Source organism: Neisseria sp. P0013.S005 (assembly GCF_051958425.1).
Taxonomy (GTDB): domain Bacteria; phylum Pseudomonadota; class Gammaproteobacteria; order Burkholderiales; family Neisseriaceae; genus Neisseria; species Neisseria subflava.
The window spans coordinates 1-16,000 of record NZ_JBQCVL010000001.1 but is presented as its reverse complement, the minus strand read 5'-3'; the positions used below and the strand labels follow the sequence as shown (position 1 = coordinate 16,000).

The 16,000-nt window shown below is 49.2% G+C and carries 14 protein-coding genes; 2 read left to right on the top strand and 12 right to left on the bottom strand.

The window, feature by feature from the left end:
• Positions 1–191: 191 nt before the first annotated feature.
• The 6 genes from ACTHTA_RS00070 to ACTHTA_RS00045 all read right to left on the bottom strand — a co-directional run bounded on the left by ACTHTA_RS00070 (position 192) and on the right by ACTHTA_RS00045 (position 5,691).
• Complete coding sequence (locus ACTHTA_RS00070; RefSeq protein WP_003684378.1) at positions 192–1,103, bottom strand: MetQ/NlpA family ABC transporter substrate-binding protein; 912 nt, start codon at positions 1,101–1,103, stop codon at positions 192–194.
• 201 nt (positions 1,104–1,304) lie between these two features.
• Positions 1,305–1,991, bottom strand: a complete 687-nt coding sequence (locus tag ACTHTA_RS00065; RefSeq protein WP_049329551.1) for a methionine ABC transporter permease — start codon at positions 1,989–1,991, stop codon at positions 1,305–1,307.
• A 1-nt stretch (position 1,992) separates the two neighbouring features.
• Positions 1,993–2,730, bottom strand: coding sequence for a methionine ABC transporter ATP-binding protein (locus ACTHTA_RS00060; RefSeq protein ID WP_003679393.1), 738 nt, complete (start codon positions 2,728–2,730; stop codon positions 1,993–1,995).
• A complete protein-coding gene (locus tag ACTHTA_RS00055; protein ID WP_049329553.1) occupies positions 2,727–3,569 on the bottom strand; it encodes an HlyC/CorC family transporter in 843 nt (280 codons plus the stop codon). Before ACTHTA_RS00055 ends, ACTHTA_RS00060 begins: the two co-directional genes overlap by 4 nt.
• 1 nt (position 3,570) lies before the next feature.
• The gene (gene ybeY / locus ACTHTA_RS00050) at positions 3,571–4,086 is read right to left on the bottom strand and encodes an rRNA maturation RNase YbeY (protein WP_250590532.1); all 516 of its coding nucleotides are present in this window, start codon (positions 4,084–4,086) and stop codon (positions 3,571–3,573) included.
• A 297-nt stretch (positions 4,087–4,383) separates the two neighbouring features.
• Positions 4,384–5,691 (bottom strand): YadA family autotransporter adhesin, encoded by a 1,308-nt coding sequence (locus ACTHTA_RS00045; protein ID WP_440364466.1) that lies wholly within the window; start codon positions 5,689–5,691, stop codon positions 4,384–4,386.
• A gap of 256 nt (positions 5,692–5,947) precedes the next feature.
• Here ACTHTA_RS00045 and hemC point away from each other — a divergent pair, with 256 nt between their 5' ends.
• Entirely contained in the window at positions 5,948–6,883 is a 936-nt protein-coding gene (gene hemC / locus ACTHTA_RS00040; protein ID WP_250590528.1) for a hydroxymethylbilane synthase, read from the top strand.
• Positions 6,884–6,945: 62 nt separating this feature from the next.
• Here hemC and trhP read toward each other — a convergent pair whose 3' ends face one another.
• Positions 6,946–8,301: a prephenate-dependent tRNA uridine(34) hydroxylase TrhP gene (gene trhP / locus ACTHTA_RS00035; protein WP_049329556.1), complete on the bottom strand. Its 1,356-nt coding sequence runs from the start codon at positions 8,299–8,301 to the stop codon at positions 6,946–6,948.
• Between the two features lie 326 nt (positions 8,302–8,627).
• Between trhP and ACTHTA_RS00030 the strand changes: the two genes are divergently transcribed.
• A complete protein-coding gene (locus tag ACTHTA_RS00030; protein WP_308887885.1) occupies positions 8,628–9,374 on the top strand; it encodes an amino acid ABC transporter permease in 747 nt (248 codons plus the stop codon).
• A 75-nt stretch (positions 9,375–9,449) separates the two neighbouring features.
• On the opposite strand, the gene nagZ is transcribed toward ACTHTA_RS00030, so the two are convergent.
• The 5 genes from nagZ to ACTHTA_RS00005 all read right to left on the bottom strand — a co-directional run.
• Positions 9,450–10,535: a beta-N-acetylhexosaminidase gene (gene nagZ, locus ACTHTA_RS00025; protein WP_308887887.1), complete on the bottom strand. Its 1,086-nt coding sequence runs from the start codon at positions 10,533–10,535 to the stop codon at positions 9,450–9,452.
• A gap of 97 nt (positions 10,536–10,632) precedes the next feature.
• Positions 10,633–12,153 carry a Na+/H+ antiporter NhaC family protein gene (locus tag ACTHTA_RS00020; RefSeq protein WP_313971215.1) on the bottom strand — a complete coding sequence of 507 codons (1,521 nt, stop codon included), beginning with the start codon at positions 12,151–12,153 and terminating at the stop codon, positions 10,633–10,635.
• A 133-nt stretch (positions 12,154–12,286) separates the two neighbouring features.
• Positions 12,287–13,786 carry a DegQ family serine endoprotease gene (locus ACTHTA_RS00015; RefSeq protein ID WP_308887889.1) on the bottom strand — a complete coding sequence of 500 codons (1,500 nt, stop codon included), beginning with the start codon at positions 13,784–13,786 and terminating at the stop codon, positions 12,287–12,289.
• A 245-nt stretch (positions 13,787–14,031) separates the two neighbouring features.
• Positions 14,032–15,285: a glutamyl-tRNA reductase gene (gene hemA / locus ACTHTA_RS00010; RefSeq protein ID WP_003684306.1), complete on the bottom strand. Its 1,254-nt coding sequence runs from the start codon at positions 15,283–15,285 to the stop codon at positions 14,032–14,034.
• Positions 15,286–15,445: 160 nt separating this feature from the next.
• A partial coding sequence (locus ACTHTA_RS00005) for an IS3 family transposase (RefSeq protein ID WP_440376361.1) occupies positions 15,446–16,000 on the bottom strand: 555 nt, incomplete at its 5' end.

Genomic DNA, 16,000 nt, shown 5'->3' with positions numbered 1-16,000 from the left:
TTTAGTGATTGATTATATTGAATAAAAACATGATTCCTTATTGAACTTTTTTAAAACATATTGATTTGGTTTAAAAAGGGAATTGTGTAAGTATTTGGCGTTAATCAAAAAACTTGTTTCAAGCTTTGGGAATAGATAATCAATAGAAAAAGGCCGTCTGAATGTTCAGACGGCCTTTTTCAAAAAGTTACTTATTTGGTTGCAGAAGCAGTAGAAGCAGCTTCGGCTTGAGCACCTGCAGCTGCATTTTCACCCCATGCAGCAGGATATTTGTAACCGGCAAAGCGTTTTTGTGAGTAGGCTTTGAACTCGTCAGAGTTGTAAGCTTCGGTTACATCTTTCAGCCATTGGCTGTCTTTGTCGGCAGTGCGGACGGCAGACCAGTTAACGTAGGCAAAGCTTGGCTCTTGGAACAGGGCTTCAGTCAGTTTCATGCCGCTGCTCATGGCGTAGTTGCCGTTAACGACGGCAAAGTCAACGTCGGCACGGCTGCGTGGCAGTTGGGCGGCTTCAAGTTCTACGATTTGGATGTTTTTTGGATTTTCAGCAATATCGTTTTTAGAAGCAGTCAGCGGATCAACGTCGGCTTTCAGTTTAATCCAGCCCAATTCGTTCAACATAACCAATGCACGGGCAAAGTTAGATGGGTCGTTAGGTGCAGAAACGCTGACACCGTCTTTCACTTCGTCTAAAGATTTCAGTTTGCCAGGGTACAAGCCCAAAGGTGCAGTCGGTACTTGGAAGGCTTCAACAATGTCCAGTTTGTGTTCTTTTTTGAAGTCGTCTAGATAAGGTTTGTGTTGAAAGATGTTGATGTCCAATTCGCCTTCAGCCAAAGCAAGGTTGGGGCGGACATAGTCGGTGAACTCGATCAGTTTGACTTTATAGCCTTTTTTCTCCAAAGCCGGTTGGATTTGGTCTTTTACCATATCGCCGAAGTCGCCGACGGTTGTACCGAAGACGATTTCTTTTTTCTCTGCGCCGTTGTCGGCAGAGGAAGCGGCAGAAGCAGCAGGCGCGCTGTCTTTTTGACCGCCGCAGGCAGCCAGTACGATGGCGAGCGCAGCGGCTGAAAGGGTTTTGAAGAATGTGTTGATTTGCATATTTTGCTCCTGATGGATGATAAAGCGGTTTCAGACGGCCTCAAGCTGCCGCCGTCAAAATAAAGAGGGATTGTAAATCTATTTTGGAAATATGAGGATGTTTTTTGTAAACTTATTTGGAATATATATATCCTAATATGTTCTAAATAGATAATAGGCCGTCTGAAAAATAGTAAGTCCATTTCAGACGGCCTGGTTTATTTAACGTTTATCCAGTTTGCGTGCCAATCTGTTGCCGATACCTTGAATCAGGATAACGAGTAAAACCAGGATGGCGACGATGAAGATGATGACTTCCATTTGATAGCGGTAGTAGCCGTAACGGATGGCAAGGTCGCCCAAACCGCCACCGCCAATCATACCTGCTGCCGCGCTGTACGACAGAAGGCCGATAGCCAGTACGGTAATGCTGGAAACCATACCTGCACGCGCCTCATTTAAAAGCACTTTACAGATGATGCTCATGGTCGAAGCACCCATTGCGGAGGCCGCTTCAATCACGCCTCTGGGCACTTCGCGCAGGTTTTGCTCGACCAGACGGGCGAAGTAGAACAGGCCGGATACGCTCAATACCAATGAGGCGGCAACCGGGCCGATGGTCGTGCCGATGATGGCGCGTGTAACAGGAATCATGGCAATCATCAGGATGACGAAAGGGAATGCGCGCATCAGGTTGACCAGGTTGTCTAAAAATAAATTCAGCTGTTTGTTGTAGTGCAACTGATGACTTGACGTCACAAACAGCAATACGCCCAAAATCGTACCGAAGATAACGGCGAAAGTAGTCGATAGACCGACCATAATAAAGGTTTCGCCCAAGGCTTGGATAATTTCGCCCTTCATGCTGACGATGGTCTCAACAGCACTTTCAAATGTCAAATTTGCCATATTAGTCCTCTCGAATCAGCTCTTGCCCGATTTCGGATTGGGCATGGATTTGGTTGCCGTGTACTTCAACGATTTCCAGCAGACGGCCTTTGTCCAAGAGGGCGGCACGGTCGCACAGGCGGCGGATAACGCTCATTTCGTGGGTAACGATGACGATGGTTACGTTGAAACGTCGGTTGATGTCTTCCAAACACTTCAAAACGCTGCGCGTAGTGGCGGGGTCGAGGGCGGAAGTGGGTTCGTCGGCGAGGATGACTTGAGGTTGCGGCGCCAGCGCGCGGGCAATGCCGACACGTTGTTTTTGACCGCCGGAAAGTTGGGACGGGTAATGGTTGGCACGGTCTTGCAAGTCGACGATTTCCAAACATTCTTCAACACGCGCTTGGATTTTTTTAGACGGCCATTTGGCAATTTCTAAAGGAAAAGCGACGTTTTCGGCAACGGTACGGTTGCTCAATAGGTTGAACTGTTGGAACACCATGCCGATGTTTTGTCGGGCGTGGCGCAGTTGCGTGGCGTTGAGCGCGGTCAGTTCTTGGCCGCACACGCTGACGGTACCTGTATCCGGACGTTCCAATAAGTTAATCAGACGCAACAAGGTGGATTTGCCTGCACCGGAGTAGCCCATCAGGCCAAAGATTTCACCCTGTTTGATTTCGAGGCTGGTCGGCTCGACGGCGACAAAGTCTTTTTTGTCGCGTGTTTGATAGTGTTTGGAAACGTGATCCAGAATAATCATGGTTTATCCGTGTTTTCTTTAATTCGTGTGGCCATCAGGGTGTGCAGACGGCGGTTGTCGGCGCGTGCAACAGTAAATTGCAGGCTGCCGATGATGACTTTTTCGCCGCGTACGGGCAGATGCCCCAACTCTTGAATGACCAGGCCGCCGATGGTGTCGGCTTCTTCGCTGCTGTATTCCGTACCGAAGAAGGTGTTGATGTCTTCGATTTCGGTAGCCGCGTGGATGCGCCAGCGTTCGGAAGAAACGGCATGGATGTTGTCGGCGCTGTCGTCTTCGTCAAACTCGTCTTCGATTTCGCCGACGATTTGCTCGATGATGTCTTCAAAGGTGACCAAGCCGGATGTGCCGCCGTATTCGTCGATGACAATCGCCATGTGGTTACGCTGTTCGCGGAACTCTTTTAAAAGGGCGGTCAAAGATTTGCCTTCGGGAACGAAAACGGCAGGGCGCAAGACGGATTGCAGGTGGAACTGCTCGGGGTTGAACATATATTTGAGTAGGTCTTTGGCGTGCAAAATACCCAAAACTTCGTCTTTGTCTTCGCCGATGACAGGGAAACGCGAATGGGCGGTTTCGATGACGTAGGCCGTGATGCGCTCGATGCTGTCGTTCTCTTTCAATACGTTCATGCGGCTGCGCGTAATCATCGCATCGCGCACTTCCAGCTCGGCAAAGTCCAATACTTTTTCCAGCCGGGTCAGTGTCTCGGCGTCAAAAACTTCCTGCTCGTGTGCTTGGCGCAGCAGGGTCAATACGTCTTCGGCGGAGTCGGGCTCGCCGGCAAGTCGGGAGATTAGGCGTTCGAAAAATTTTGGTTTCGACTGCGTACCGTCCATTTTAATATTCGTCCTCTTGGTAGGGGTTGGGGAAGCCTGCCGCCAGCATCAGGCGGATTTCTTCGGCTTCCATTATTTCGGCTTCATCGTCTTCGATGTGGTCGTAGCCCATCAGGTGTAAAGTACCGTGTATGGTCAGGTGGGCAAAATGCTGCTCGGGTGTTTTGCCTTGTTCGGTGGCTTCTTTCAAAACCACTTGCGGACAAATCACCAAATCGCCATACAGGCCGTCTGAAAACTGGTCGGGTAGGATTTCGCCTTCGTTGAGCGCGAAACTCAATACATTGGTGGCGTAATCTTTGCCGCGGTAGTCGCGGTTGTAAGCGCGGGCTTCTTCTTCGTCCAGAAGAATCAGGCTGATGTCTGCGCGGCAGTATTCGTTTTTCAAGGCAGACCACGCCCAGCGGTAGAAGTCGCGTTCGCTCGGAAGGTTGGCGGCGGAAGAGGCGTTTTCAAAGTTTAGATGAAAACGTTGCCGCTGTAAGGATAAAAAAGGATATTGTTTGGCGCGTTTCATGTTGTCCGGAAAATTGGGTTTTTAGGCGTAAATATAACATATTCACCCTCATGCCGTCTGAAAAACCGCCCAAAAAAAGTGTATCACAACACCACCAAACCATTAGTGGATTACTACCAAGCAGAAGCCAAAGCGGGCAACACCTAATATTTCCGCTTAGACGGCACGCAAAAAGTAGAAGATGTCAGCAAAGCATTAGACAAAATCTTAGCATAATTTCTCATCGCAACAAAAAAGCCATTCTATTTCAGAATGGCTTTTTTATTATGCTCCGATTAACTCGGAATTAACAGTTTATTACCATTGGTAAAACGCACCGGCACCCACACCGTAGTTACCACGACTGTTGGTAGAAACGCTGGCTTTAAACACCCAGTTTTCATTAGGGGTAACACCGGACACACCAAGAGAAACCGCAGATTGACCACCATAGAAACCGGTACCCACGCCCACACCGATAGCACCGGCTTTGGTGGATTGAGGAACAGAAGCGTGAGCAATCGCACTCGCAACACCGCCTCTCAAGTCTTTATTTAAGAGGTTTACATTGCCACGCAATTCATTGATGGAATCGTTATTATCCGCTAATTGAGTGTTAATCGCCGCAATATTATTCGCGTTAGTCTGAATGTTAGCTGTGTTAGCCGCAATATTAGCTGTATTAGCCGTAATCTTACCCGTGTTAGCAGCAATATTAGCTGTATTAGTCGCAATATTACCCGTGTTAGCAGCAATATTAGCTGTATTAGTCGCAATATTACCCGTGTTAGTCGCAATATTGGTTTTGTTGGTTGCGATATCGGCTTTATTAGTTGCAATATCGGTTTTGTTTTTCTCAACTTTACCGTCTAAAGATTTCAATTGAGCCACGTTCACTGCATCAGTATCTTTTGTACCCGCAGCAACGCTGGTGATTTGACGGGTGATATTGTTGTCAACGTCACCAACAGAAACCGCAGCATGTGAAGCTTTCCAAGCTGCACTTGTCTCAGTTGTAGCAGCTTGAGTTGACGGATCATATCCTACAGCCTCTTTATTAACAGTTGCTTTAGAGTATGAACCTAATGCAACGCCATTTTCTACATCAGCGCCTGAATATGCCCCGACAGATACAGTAAAATTTTTAGTTGCTCCAGTACCCGCTGTAGATGCCAAACCAATACCTACAGCCCCTACGCCTGTAGCTTTAGCATTTGAACCTACAGCAACAGAATAAGCGCCTGTTGCTTGGGTAGATACCCCAACCGCAGTTGTAGCTAGCCCTGTAGCATTAGCTTGATTACCAAGAGCCGAAGCATTAGCTCCATCAGCTTTAGCACCATAACCGTATGCACTAGCACCGTTTCCTTTTGCAACGGTGTCTGCACCTACTGTTGTCGCACCGCCAATAGCAACGCTAGTGTTTCCATCATTAGCCTTAGCATTGCGACCAACAGCGACATCCTTTGAAATACCAACTGTAGCTTCTTCAGTGCCATCACTAACACGAATAAAATTATCTGCTGCATTAGCAATCGTAGAAACACCCAATGCAGAAAGAAGTACGACCGCTGCCGTAGATAATTTCATGCTTGTATTTTTATTTAACTTACTTACATTTTTCATAATAGGTACCATAAAGTTAAAAAATAGACTAGTTATCATCAATGATAAGAAATACACCCTTGCACTTCGCTTAAGATTTTAGCATAAAAATTAAACTTTTTTACTCCATTTGATATTTTATGCATATTAAATTTATGCTTCTCATTGCAATTAAAAGAAGTAAAAATGGCACAAAAAGAAGACAGTCTTTTCAATAGCGCTCATTTTCAGAATTATGATAGACTTCATGCCGTTTTCCATCTTTCAGGCAACCATTATGAACCCGAAAAAACTCGTTATCGCCAGTCGCGAAAGCCTGCTTGCCATGTGGCAGGCAAAACATATCCAAGGCCGTCTGAAAGCCCTATATCCCGATTGCGAAGTCGAGATTTTGGGCATGACCACGCGCGGCGACCAGATTTTGGACAGAACTTTGTCAAAAGTTGGCGGTAAAGGCTTGTTTGTCAAAGAGTTGGAACAGGCTTTGTATGACGGCAGGGCCGACCTGGCCGTGCATTCGATTAAAGATGTACCGATGGATTTACCTGAAGGTTTCGCGCTTGCGGCCATCGGCGAACGCGCCAATCCGTTTGATGCGTTTGTGTCCAACCAATACGCGCGTTTGGAAGAAATGCCCAAAGGCGCCATTGTCGGCACATCCAGCCTGCGCCGCGAAGCCCAGTTGCGTGCGCGCTATCCGCATTTGGTTATCAAACCTTTGCGCGGCAATGTGCAAACCCGTTTGTCCAAACTCGATAACGGCGAATACGACGCGATTATCTTGGCTGCCGCCGGTTTACAGCGTCTGGAATTGGACGAACGCATCCGCATGATTTTGACAGAATCCGACAGCCTGCCTGCCGCCGGACAAGGCGCATTGGGTATTGAAATTGCAGCGCATCGCGAAGATTTGTACGAAGTCTTAAAGCCTTTGAACCACGATACCACGCACGCCTGCGTTACTGCCGAACGCGCTTTGGCGCGCGCTCTGGGCGGAAGCTGCCAAGTGCCGCTGGCCGCATATTGCACTGAAGAAAACGGCTTGCTGACCTTGCGCGGCTTGGTTGGTCATCCTGACGGTTCGGTCATTTTGCAAGCGGACGCGCAAGCCCCTGCCGAATACGCCGATGCCTTGGGTCGTGCAGTCGCCAAAAAACTGGCAGATGATGGTGCGGAAGAGTTGATTGCCGCCGTATTGCAAGAACAGGCTTAAAACAGTATAGATAATTTAAAAGGCCGTCTGAAACTTTCAGACGGCCTTTATTTTGTTGATGCTTAAGGATTCATAATCCGCGCAACCAAAGCTTTTTCTTTGCCCTGCATATTGGGGATTTTGACTTGAATGCCGTTGCCTGGTGCCACATCGACAGGCTGGCCTTTGCGGGTCATTTGTTCCAATTTGATGGTTTGGTTGCCGCTTGGGTGGATGATTTCGAGTGAATCGCCGACGGCAAAGCGGTTTTTGACTTCGATGGTTGCCCAGCCGTTTTCATCGATTTCGGTAACGTGGCCGACATATTGGCTTTGTTTGGCAATCGAATGACCACTGAGGTAGTTTTGGTAATCCTGAGTTTGGTGGCGCTCAAGGAAGCCGCTGGTGTAGCCGCGGTTGGCAAGGCCTTCGAGTTCGCTTAACAGGCTGTAATCAAACGGACGGCCTGCAACGGCATCATCAATCGCTTTGCGGTAGGACTGGGCCACGCGTGCAACATAATAAAGCGATTTGGTGCGGCCTTCGACTTTGAGGCTGTCGACACCGATTTTGGCCAGTTTCTCAACCACCTCAATGCCGCGAAGGTCTTTGGAGTTCATGATGTAGGTGCCGTGTTCGTCTTCCATAATCGGCATCATTTCGCCCGGGCGGTTGGACTCTTCAATCAGGAAAACTTTGTCGGCATATGGATGGCGTTTTTGACCGTTGATGCCTTCAAAGTTTTGGTTGGCTTCTTCTTGGGCTTTTTCAAAGTTGAAGCCCTGCAGAAGCTGGGCATCGCCCGCATCGCTTTCAGTGGCGTTGTGGACTTTGTAATCCCAACGGCAGGAGTTGGTGCAGGTGCCTTGGTTGGGGTCACGGTGGTTGAAATAGCCGGAGAGCAGGCAGCGGCCGGAGTAGGCGATGCACAATGCGCCGTGGATGAAGACTTCGAGTTCAATGTCAGGGCATTCTTGGCGGATTTCGGCGATTTCTTCCATGCTCAATTCGCGTGACAGAATAATGCGTTCGACACCGATGTTTTGCCAGAATTTCACGCCCCAGTAGTTGGTGGTGTTTGCCTGAACGGACAGGTGAATCGGCATTTCCGGCCATTTTTCGCGCACGGTCATAATCAAACCCGGATCCGCCATAATCAGTGCGTCAGGTTTCATGGCAATCAAGGGCTCCATATCGGAAACAAAGGTTTTGAGTTTGGAGTTGTGCGGCAGCGTATTGACGGTCAGGAAGAATTTTTTGTTGCGCTCGTGCGCTTCTTTAATGCCTTGCTCGAGGACGTCGAGTTTGGCAAATTCGTTGTTGCGGGCGCGCAGGGAGTAACGTGGGCTGCCTGCATAAACGGCGTCTGCGCCGTAGTCGTAGGCGGCGCGCATGCGTTCGAGGCCGCCTGCAGGTAATAAGAGTTCGGGTGCTTTCATGTTTTATGCTTTTTAAAATGTTTTCAGACGGCCCTCAAGGGAAGAGGGAAGGCCGTCTGAAAGATGTTTGAAGAATGGGCGGATTATCCGCTGTTTTTGTGTTTCGGTCAATTTTGTATCGGGTTTGCGCTTTGTTTTTTATACGGAAAATGTCTTATATTGGCAAAGGTGAAAAGGGGCTGTAATTCATTGGAAATGTAAAAAAGCAGGGTTGGGCGGAATAATTTAACAAAAAACCGTTCAAGCAATGTATTTTCTTGTAAAATATCAAGCTTCATTTTAAAAAATATTCGGATTAGTTACCGATTTTGACCGACGGAAGGGTTATGGATTTTCGTTTTGACATTATTTATGAATACCGCTGGATGTTTTTTTACGGCGTATTAGCGACGCTGGGAATTACAGTGGTTGCAACGATTGGCGGTTCGATTTTAGGTTTGCTGCTGGCGTTGGCGCGTTTGGTTAATCCGGAAAAAGCCGGTGCGCCGATACGTGTCTTGGCTTGGGTTTTGCGTAAGATTTCTTTTGTGTATGTTGCGTTGTTCCGCGGTACGCCATTGCTTGCTCAAGTTATTATTTGGGCTTTTGTTATTTTCCCATTTTTTGTACATCCTACCGATGGTGCATTAATCAGCGGAGAAGCTGCAATTAATTTTCGTCGTTCTTATGGCCCATTGATTGCGGGTGTAATGGCTTTGATTGCAAACTCAGGTGCATATGTTTGTGAGATTTTCCGTGCCGGTATCCAGTCGATTGATAAAGGCCAAATGGAAGCTGCGCGTTCTTTGGGTCTGACCTATACTCAGGCGATGCGTTATGTGATTTTGCCTCAGGCTCTTCGCCGTATGTTGCCGCCACTTGCAGGTGAATTTATCACGCTTTTGAAAGATAGTTCTTTGCTATCTGTTATTGCAGTTCCTGAACTTATGTCTGTTCAAAAAGCGATTACTGGCCAGTATTCGATATTCCAAGAGCCACTTTATACGGTTGCATTGATTTATCTTGTATTGACGAGTGTATTAGGATGGGTATTCTTACGTTTGGAACGTCGCTATAACGTAAAACATCATTAATTAGGAAGACAAAAAAGGAAGACTTTTTCAAGTCTTCCTTTTTTATTTGCCGTCAATGTTTCAGACGGCCTGAAATCAGAATGCTTCGCCGACTTTGACACCGCCTGCGATGTCTTTGGGCGTTGCCAGTTTGGCAGTAGCCTGTTGGGCGGCTTGGAATTCTTCGGTTGCCATGATGTTGGTAGCTTCTTGTACGGTCAATGTGTTGGCCATGTATTGCCAACGTGCTGCCAAATCGGCGTTTGCCGGTGCGTGGAAACCGTCTCGCAATTCATCGACCAAGTCAGGGCGGTTGCACACCAGTACAATATCGCAGCCTGCTTCAAAAGAAAGGCGGGCGCGTTCTTTAATACCGCCGACACCGCATGCACCTTCCATGGTCAGGTCGTCTGAAAAGATAACGCCGTTAAATCCGATTTCTTGGCGCAGGATTTGCTTCAGCCATTTTTCGGAGAAGCCTGCAGGTTGGCTGTCTATTTGAGGATAGACGACGTGGGCAGGCATGACTGCGGCCATACCTGCTTGGCTCAATGCGCGGAAGGGGATAAGGTCGGCAGCTTCCAGCTCTTCGCGGCTGCGTTCATCGCAAGGCAGGACGTGATGGCTGTCGCCTTCAACAAAGCCGTGGCCGGGGAAGTGTTTGCCGCAAGATTTCATGCCGCCTTTGTTCAGGCCTTTTTGCAGGGCAAGGGCAAGCTGGGTAACGATGTTGGCGTCGCGGTGGAAACTGCGGTTGCCGATGACGGCGCATTGACCCCAGTCTAAATCCAATACAGGCGTAAAGGATAGGTCGATGCCGCAGGCGGAGAGTTCGGTAGCCAAAACCCAACCGACTTGTTCTGCTTGGGCGCAGGCGGCTTCTTTGCCTTCGTTGTCCCAAATTTCGCCCAATACGTTCATGGCCGGTAGGCGGGTGAAGCCGTCAATAAAACGTTGAACCCGTCCGCCTTCGTGGTCGACGGCGATGATGAGTTCAGGTGTACGGACGGCTTTGATTTCTTGAACCAAAGCTTTGAGTTGGGAAACGTTTTCAAAGTTGCGGCGGAACAAAATAATGCCACCGACGGCAGGGTCGAGCAGGCGTTGTTTTTCTTCTTCGGTCAGATGATAGGCGGCGACGTCGGCCATGACTGGGCCGCGTGGAAGATGAGGCGTATTCATTGTTTTGTCCTGAATAATGTATCTATTGGATAATCGTTATGTTCAGACGGCCTGAGAGTATAGGGATATCTCAGGCTGTCTGAATATTGGTTTTGAATTAGGCAGTTGCTTTTTTCTTGTCTTTTAAGATCAGAATCAACACAACCATCGCGATGCCGGTTACCACAAAACCCAAAGGTGCAGAGCCGGTCATGCCCAGTGCAAGGTAGCCCATGGCAGCAGACGCGGCTACGGTCAGCGCGTAAGGGAATTGCGAGGTAACGTGGTCGATGTGGTTACAGTGTGCGCCGGTAGAAGAGAGGATGGTGGTGTCGGAAATTGGCGAGCAGTGGTCGCCGAATACGGCACCGGCCATTACGGCAGACATGCAAGGGATAATTAGCGATGGTTCGACTTTGACGGCCATGGCGGCGGCAATCGGCAACATGATGCCGAATGTGCCCCAGCTTGTGCCGGTAGCGAAGGCCATCACGCCTGCGAGCATAAACAAAATCACGGGCAGGAAGCCTGCGTGGATATTGCCTGCCACCAAAGTGGAGAGGTATTCGCCGGTGTGCATCTCGCTGACAACAGTGCTGATAATCCATGCCAAAATCAAGATGGTAATGGCACCGCGCATAGAGATGATGCCTTGCCAAATGGCTTTAGGGTAATCGCTGGTTTTGATGGTGCCGATGGTGCAGAGGATGACGGCCAATACGCCGCAAGTACCGCCGAACACGAGGGAAGTGTTCACATCGGTATTTTCAAATGCGCTGAGCAAAGAGAAGGTCTCAGAAGCTTGCGCACCAGTGTAAATCATGGCGGAAACAGTGGCGACAATCAGTACCAAAACCGGCACAATCAGTGCAAATACACGGCCGTTGGGATGGCTTGTTTCAATGGCTTCATCATGAATTTCGTTCAAAGCGGCGCGTTCCAAACGGGCCATAGAGCCGATGTCGAAGGAGAACCAGGCAACGACAAACACCATAATCAATGCGAAGACGGCGTAGTAATTCATCAGGCTCATGGCCACGAATGCGCCCATCGGTGTGTAGTCTGTAATGTTGTAAGTTACCAAAAGGCCTGCCAAAGTAGCGATAATCGATGCGCCCCAGCTGGATACCGGCATCAAAACGCACATTGGTGCGGCAGTGGAGTCAAGGATATAAGCCAGTTTGGCGCGGGAAACTTTGAATTTGTCGGTTACAGGGCGGGCAATCGCACCGACGGCAAGGCTGTGGAAATAGTCGTCAATAAAGGTAACGAATACCAGACAGGCGGTCAGCAGCTTCGCACCGCGACGGCCTTTGATGTGCTGTTTTGCCCAATCGGCAAATGCTTGGTTGCTGCCGGAATGCGTCAGCAGGGAAGTGAAAATCCCCAAAAGCACCAAAAAGAGCAGGATTTTGGGTTTGCCCAAGGACCAATCGCCGTCCGCCCAAGTCAGGCTGATCGCCATGTCTTTTAAGTGAACCAAGGCATCGAGTGGATTACCGCCTACCAGCAGGAATGAGCCAACGATAATGCCGACACCCAGGGACAGCAACACACGGCGTGTGGCAATGGCCAGGGCGAGCGCAATGGCTGCCGGGACGATAGATAAAATAGAATTTGAATAATTAATAAGTTGCATAATTATATTGTATATAAGCGGTAAAATATTTTCAGACGGCCTAAATTGGAAGACGGATAACAAAATACCCACCGCCTCTGACAGATGGGTATTTTATCATTTAACACATCATCATGCCGTCTGAAAAATCGGACTACTGCAGATTTAGCGCAAGGAACAAAGTATTGCCATCGCGTTGTACCAAAAGCGGTACGTTTTTGCCTGAGCTTTCCAATGCGCTACGGAAAGTGGATTCGTCATTGACGCTGATTTGGCTGACGGCAATGATTTCGTCGCCGCGTTTGAGGCCGGCACGTTCGGCCGCTCCGTTGACGCGCAGAACGATTAAGCGTTGTTTGCCGTCTGCGTTTTCAACCTGCAGAGTAACACCTGCATTTTCAACGGTAAATCCGTCGTGGCCGCCTTCATATTGTGGGTGTTCGGCTTCTTTTGCAGAAGTTTCCGTTTGCTCGGCCGCGCTGCCAAGTTTGACTTTGACATCGGTTTGTTTGCCGCCGCGCCAAATGCTCAAAGTCACTTCTTTACCCGGCATAATCGAGCCGACCATAACAGGTAAATCGCTGGAAGCGCGGACTTCTTCGCCGTTAACTTTGCGTACGATGTCGCCAACCTGCAAACCGGCTTGTTGTGCCGCGCTGTTCGGCATGATTTTGGCAATCAGTGCGCCGCTTGCTTTGTCCAAACCGAAAGATTTGGCCAAATCGTAAGAAACTTCTTGAATAACCACGCCTAATTGACCGCGTTGGACTTTACCGTTGGCTTTTAATTGTTCGGCCACATTCATGGCAACATCAATCGGAATGGCAAACGAAATACCCATGAAACCGCCGCTGCGGCTGTAAATTTGCGAGTTGATACCGACTACTTGGCCGCGGAGGTTGAATAACGGGCCACCAGAGTTGCCTGGGTTGATGGCAACGTCGGTTTGGATGAACGGCGTGTAGTTTTCATTCGGCAGGCTGCGACCTTTGGCGGAGACGATGCCGGAGGTTACGCTGTTGTCAAAGCCGAAAGGTGCGCCGATGGCGGCTACCCATTCGCCCGGTTTCAAATCTTTCGGATTGCCGATTTTGACAACCGGCAAGTCTTCTTGCGGCTCAATTTTTAAGAGGGCGACGTCGGATTGGGCGTCTGAGCCGACCAGTTTGGCTGTGTATTCGCGTTTGTCGTTGAGCAGGACTTTGATATTGCCCATGCCGGCAACCACGTGGGTATTGGTCAGGATATAGCCGTCTTTGCTGATGATGAAGCCGGAGCCGAAATTCAAAGCGTCGCTTTCGGTATCTTCTTGCGGCATGTCGGGCATATTGGGAACGAGGCGTTTGAAGAACTCGTAAAACGGATCGTTGTCGGGGAATTGACTCAGGTCCATGCTGTGGTCGTCATCCGGTGTCGCAGTGCGTTTCGCCGGTGTCGCTTGAATATTGACGACGGCCTGTCCTTCGTTTTGCACCAGTTGGGCGAAGTCGGGCAGCAACATACCGATTTTTCCGTCATCGGTATTGGTTTCTATGCGTTGGACGAGTTCTTTGTTTTCGTCTTTACCGAAAAAGGTGCTGACTTTGTCGCAACCTGAAAGAAGGGAAGCTGAGAGAACAGCAAGAGCCAGATATGTGTTTGTTTTAATATTCACGAAAGTTCCTTTTGCCGGTGCCTATCGTATTGTCGGTATGCGTTTGAGCCGGCAGGTAGTTTTATTGTTTGAATGCTGTTTAAATGTATAAGGTAGGATTTTTACACTTTAACAGTTTTTTTTCAAGCATTTCATTTTAAATGAAAAAATGATGATTGGGATTTTATTGTTTTAAGGCCGTCTGAAAGCTTTGGAATATGACCTGCCGGTCGGTTCGCTTCTTTCAGACGGCCTTTAAATTGTGGTCAGTCGTGTTGATCCAAATGGTAGATCTGCGCCACGGCATCGATTAATTCGCTGTTGTCCGAGCCGGCTTTATTGAGCGTGCGTGTCGGAGAGTGGAGCAGTTTGTTGGTCAACTGGATGGAGAGGCGTTCGAGGACATCCTCGGCGGATACGCCTTTTGCCAGTTGCTTCATGGCATTTTCCAATACTTGGCGGCGCGCACGTTCGCCTTCGTCGCGCAAGGCGCGGATAAGCGGAACGCTTTGACGGTTTTTCTGCAGGCGGATAAATTCGCTGACTTTTTCTTCCACCATGCTTTCAGCCGCCGCCGCTGCTTTTTTGCGCGCATCTTTACCGCTTTGGACAATGTCCATCATGTCGTCTACGGTATAGAGATATGCGTCTTCCAATTCGCCGACTTCGGCTTCGATGTCGCGCGGAACGGCCAAATCCAGCAGGAAAACAGGCATGTTGTGGCGTTTTTTCAATGCGCGCTCAACCATGCCTTTGCCGACGAGGGGAAGTTGGCTGGCGGTGGAAGAAACGACCACGTCGTAATCGTGAAGAATATCGGGCAATTCATTCAACAGGCAGGCTTCGGCGTTGACGCCGAGTTTGTCGCACAATTCCTGCGCGCGCTGGTGTGTACGGTTGGCAACGGTAATGAGCTTGGGATTTTTGGCGGCAAAATAAGTGGCCACCAGTTCAATCATTTCGCCTGCGCCAATAAAGAGAACGTTCAGATCGGAAATGGAAGGGAAGATTTGCTCTGCCATTTTGACCGATGCAGAAGCCATGGAGACGGAGTTTTCGCCGACAGCAGTGTCAGTACGCACTTCTTTGGCAACGGCAAAGGTTTTTTGAAACAGGGCGTTTAAGTGGGTATTGATGCTTTCCTGTTCTTGCGCAACGCGGACGGCATCTTTGATTTGACCGAGAATTTGCGGTTCGCCCAAGACCATGGAGTCCAAACCGCAGGCGACACGGAAGGCGTGGCGGACGGTTTCATTATTATCCAAGGTATAGAGGTAAGGGCGGATTTCTTCGGCAGGCAGGTCGTGATATTGCGCCAACCAGTCGATGATTTTTTCGGTTTCACCGACGCAGTAAAGCTCGGTGCGGTTGCAGGTAGAAAGAATGACTGCTTCTTCCGCCGCCTCACTGCGCGCGAGGTTGGACACGGCATCCGGCAGATTTGCAGCTGCAAATGCCAGTTTTTCGCGTATGCTCAAGGGCGCGGTTTGGTGATTGAGTCCGACGACGGTAAGTTGCATGGTTATGGTATGACTGGGTAGTGTGTGTGGTGGGTATTATAGCTTAAGTGGGCTTTAAAATGAATGTGTTGGGGATGAAGATACAATGAGGTTTACCATCGAGAAGGCCATCTGAAAAGATGAACTGGCCCCCAAATCTTGGACACTCATAAAAGCCTATTCAGGCGCTCTGTGTAAGCTGGGTTCTATATGCGACAGGACTCAGCTTTTTCAATTTCAAACTGCAACGCTCCCGGTTGTAGTAATCCATATAGTCATCTATCTGTTTCATCAATTCGTCCACCGTCAATTCTCCTGCACGGTAGAAACACTCCGTCTTCAACACCGCAAAGAAGCTTTCCATCGGCGCATTGTCCCAGCAGTTCGCCTTTCGCGACATGCTTTGAACCATGGAATGTTGGGCAAGCAATTCCCTATATCCCGACGTACGGTACAGCACACCTTGGTCCGAATGAAGCATCGTTCCTTTGCCGGTCAGCCGGGATGCGGCTTTTTCGAGCATTTCCTTCACCATTTCGCTGTCGGCTCTGCGGCTCATGGCGTAGGCGACGATCTCGCGGTTGAACAAGTCCAATATTGGCGAGAGGTACAGTTTGCCGTCCTTTTCTTTGAGTTCGGTCACGTCGGTCAGCCATTTTTCGTTGGGCTTTTCGGCTGTGAATAGGCGTTTGAGGAGGTGTTCCGATATTTCGCCCATGGCGGGATGGCGGTAGGC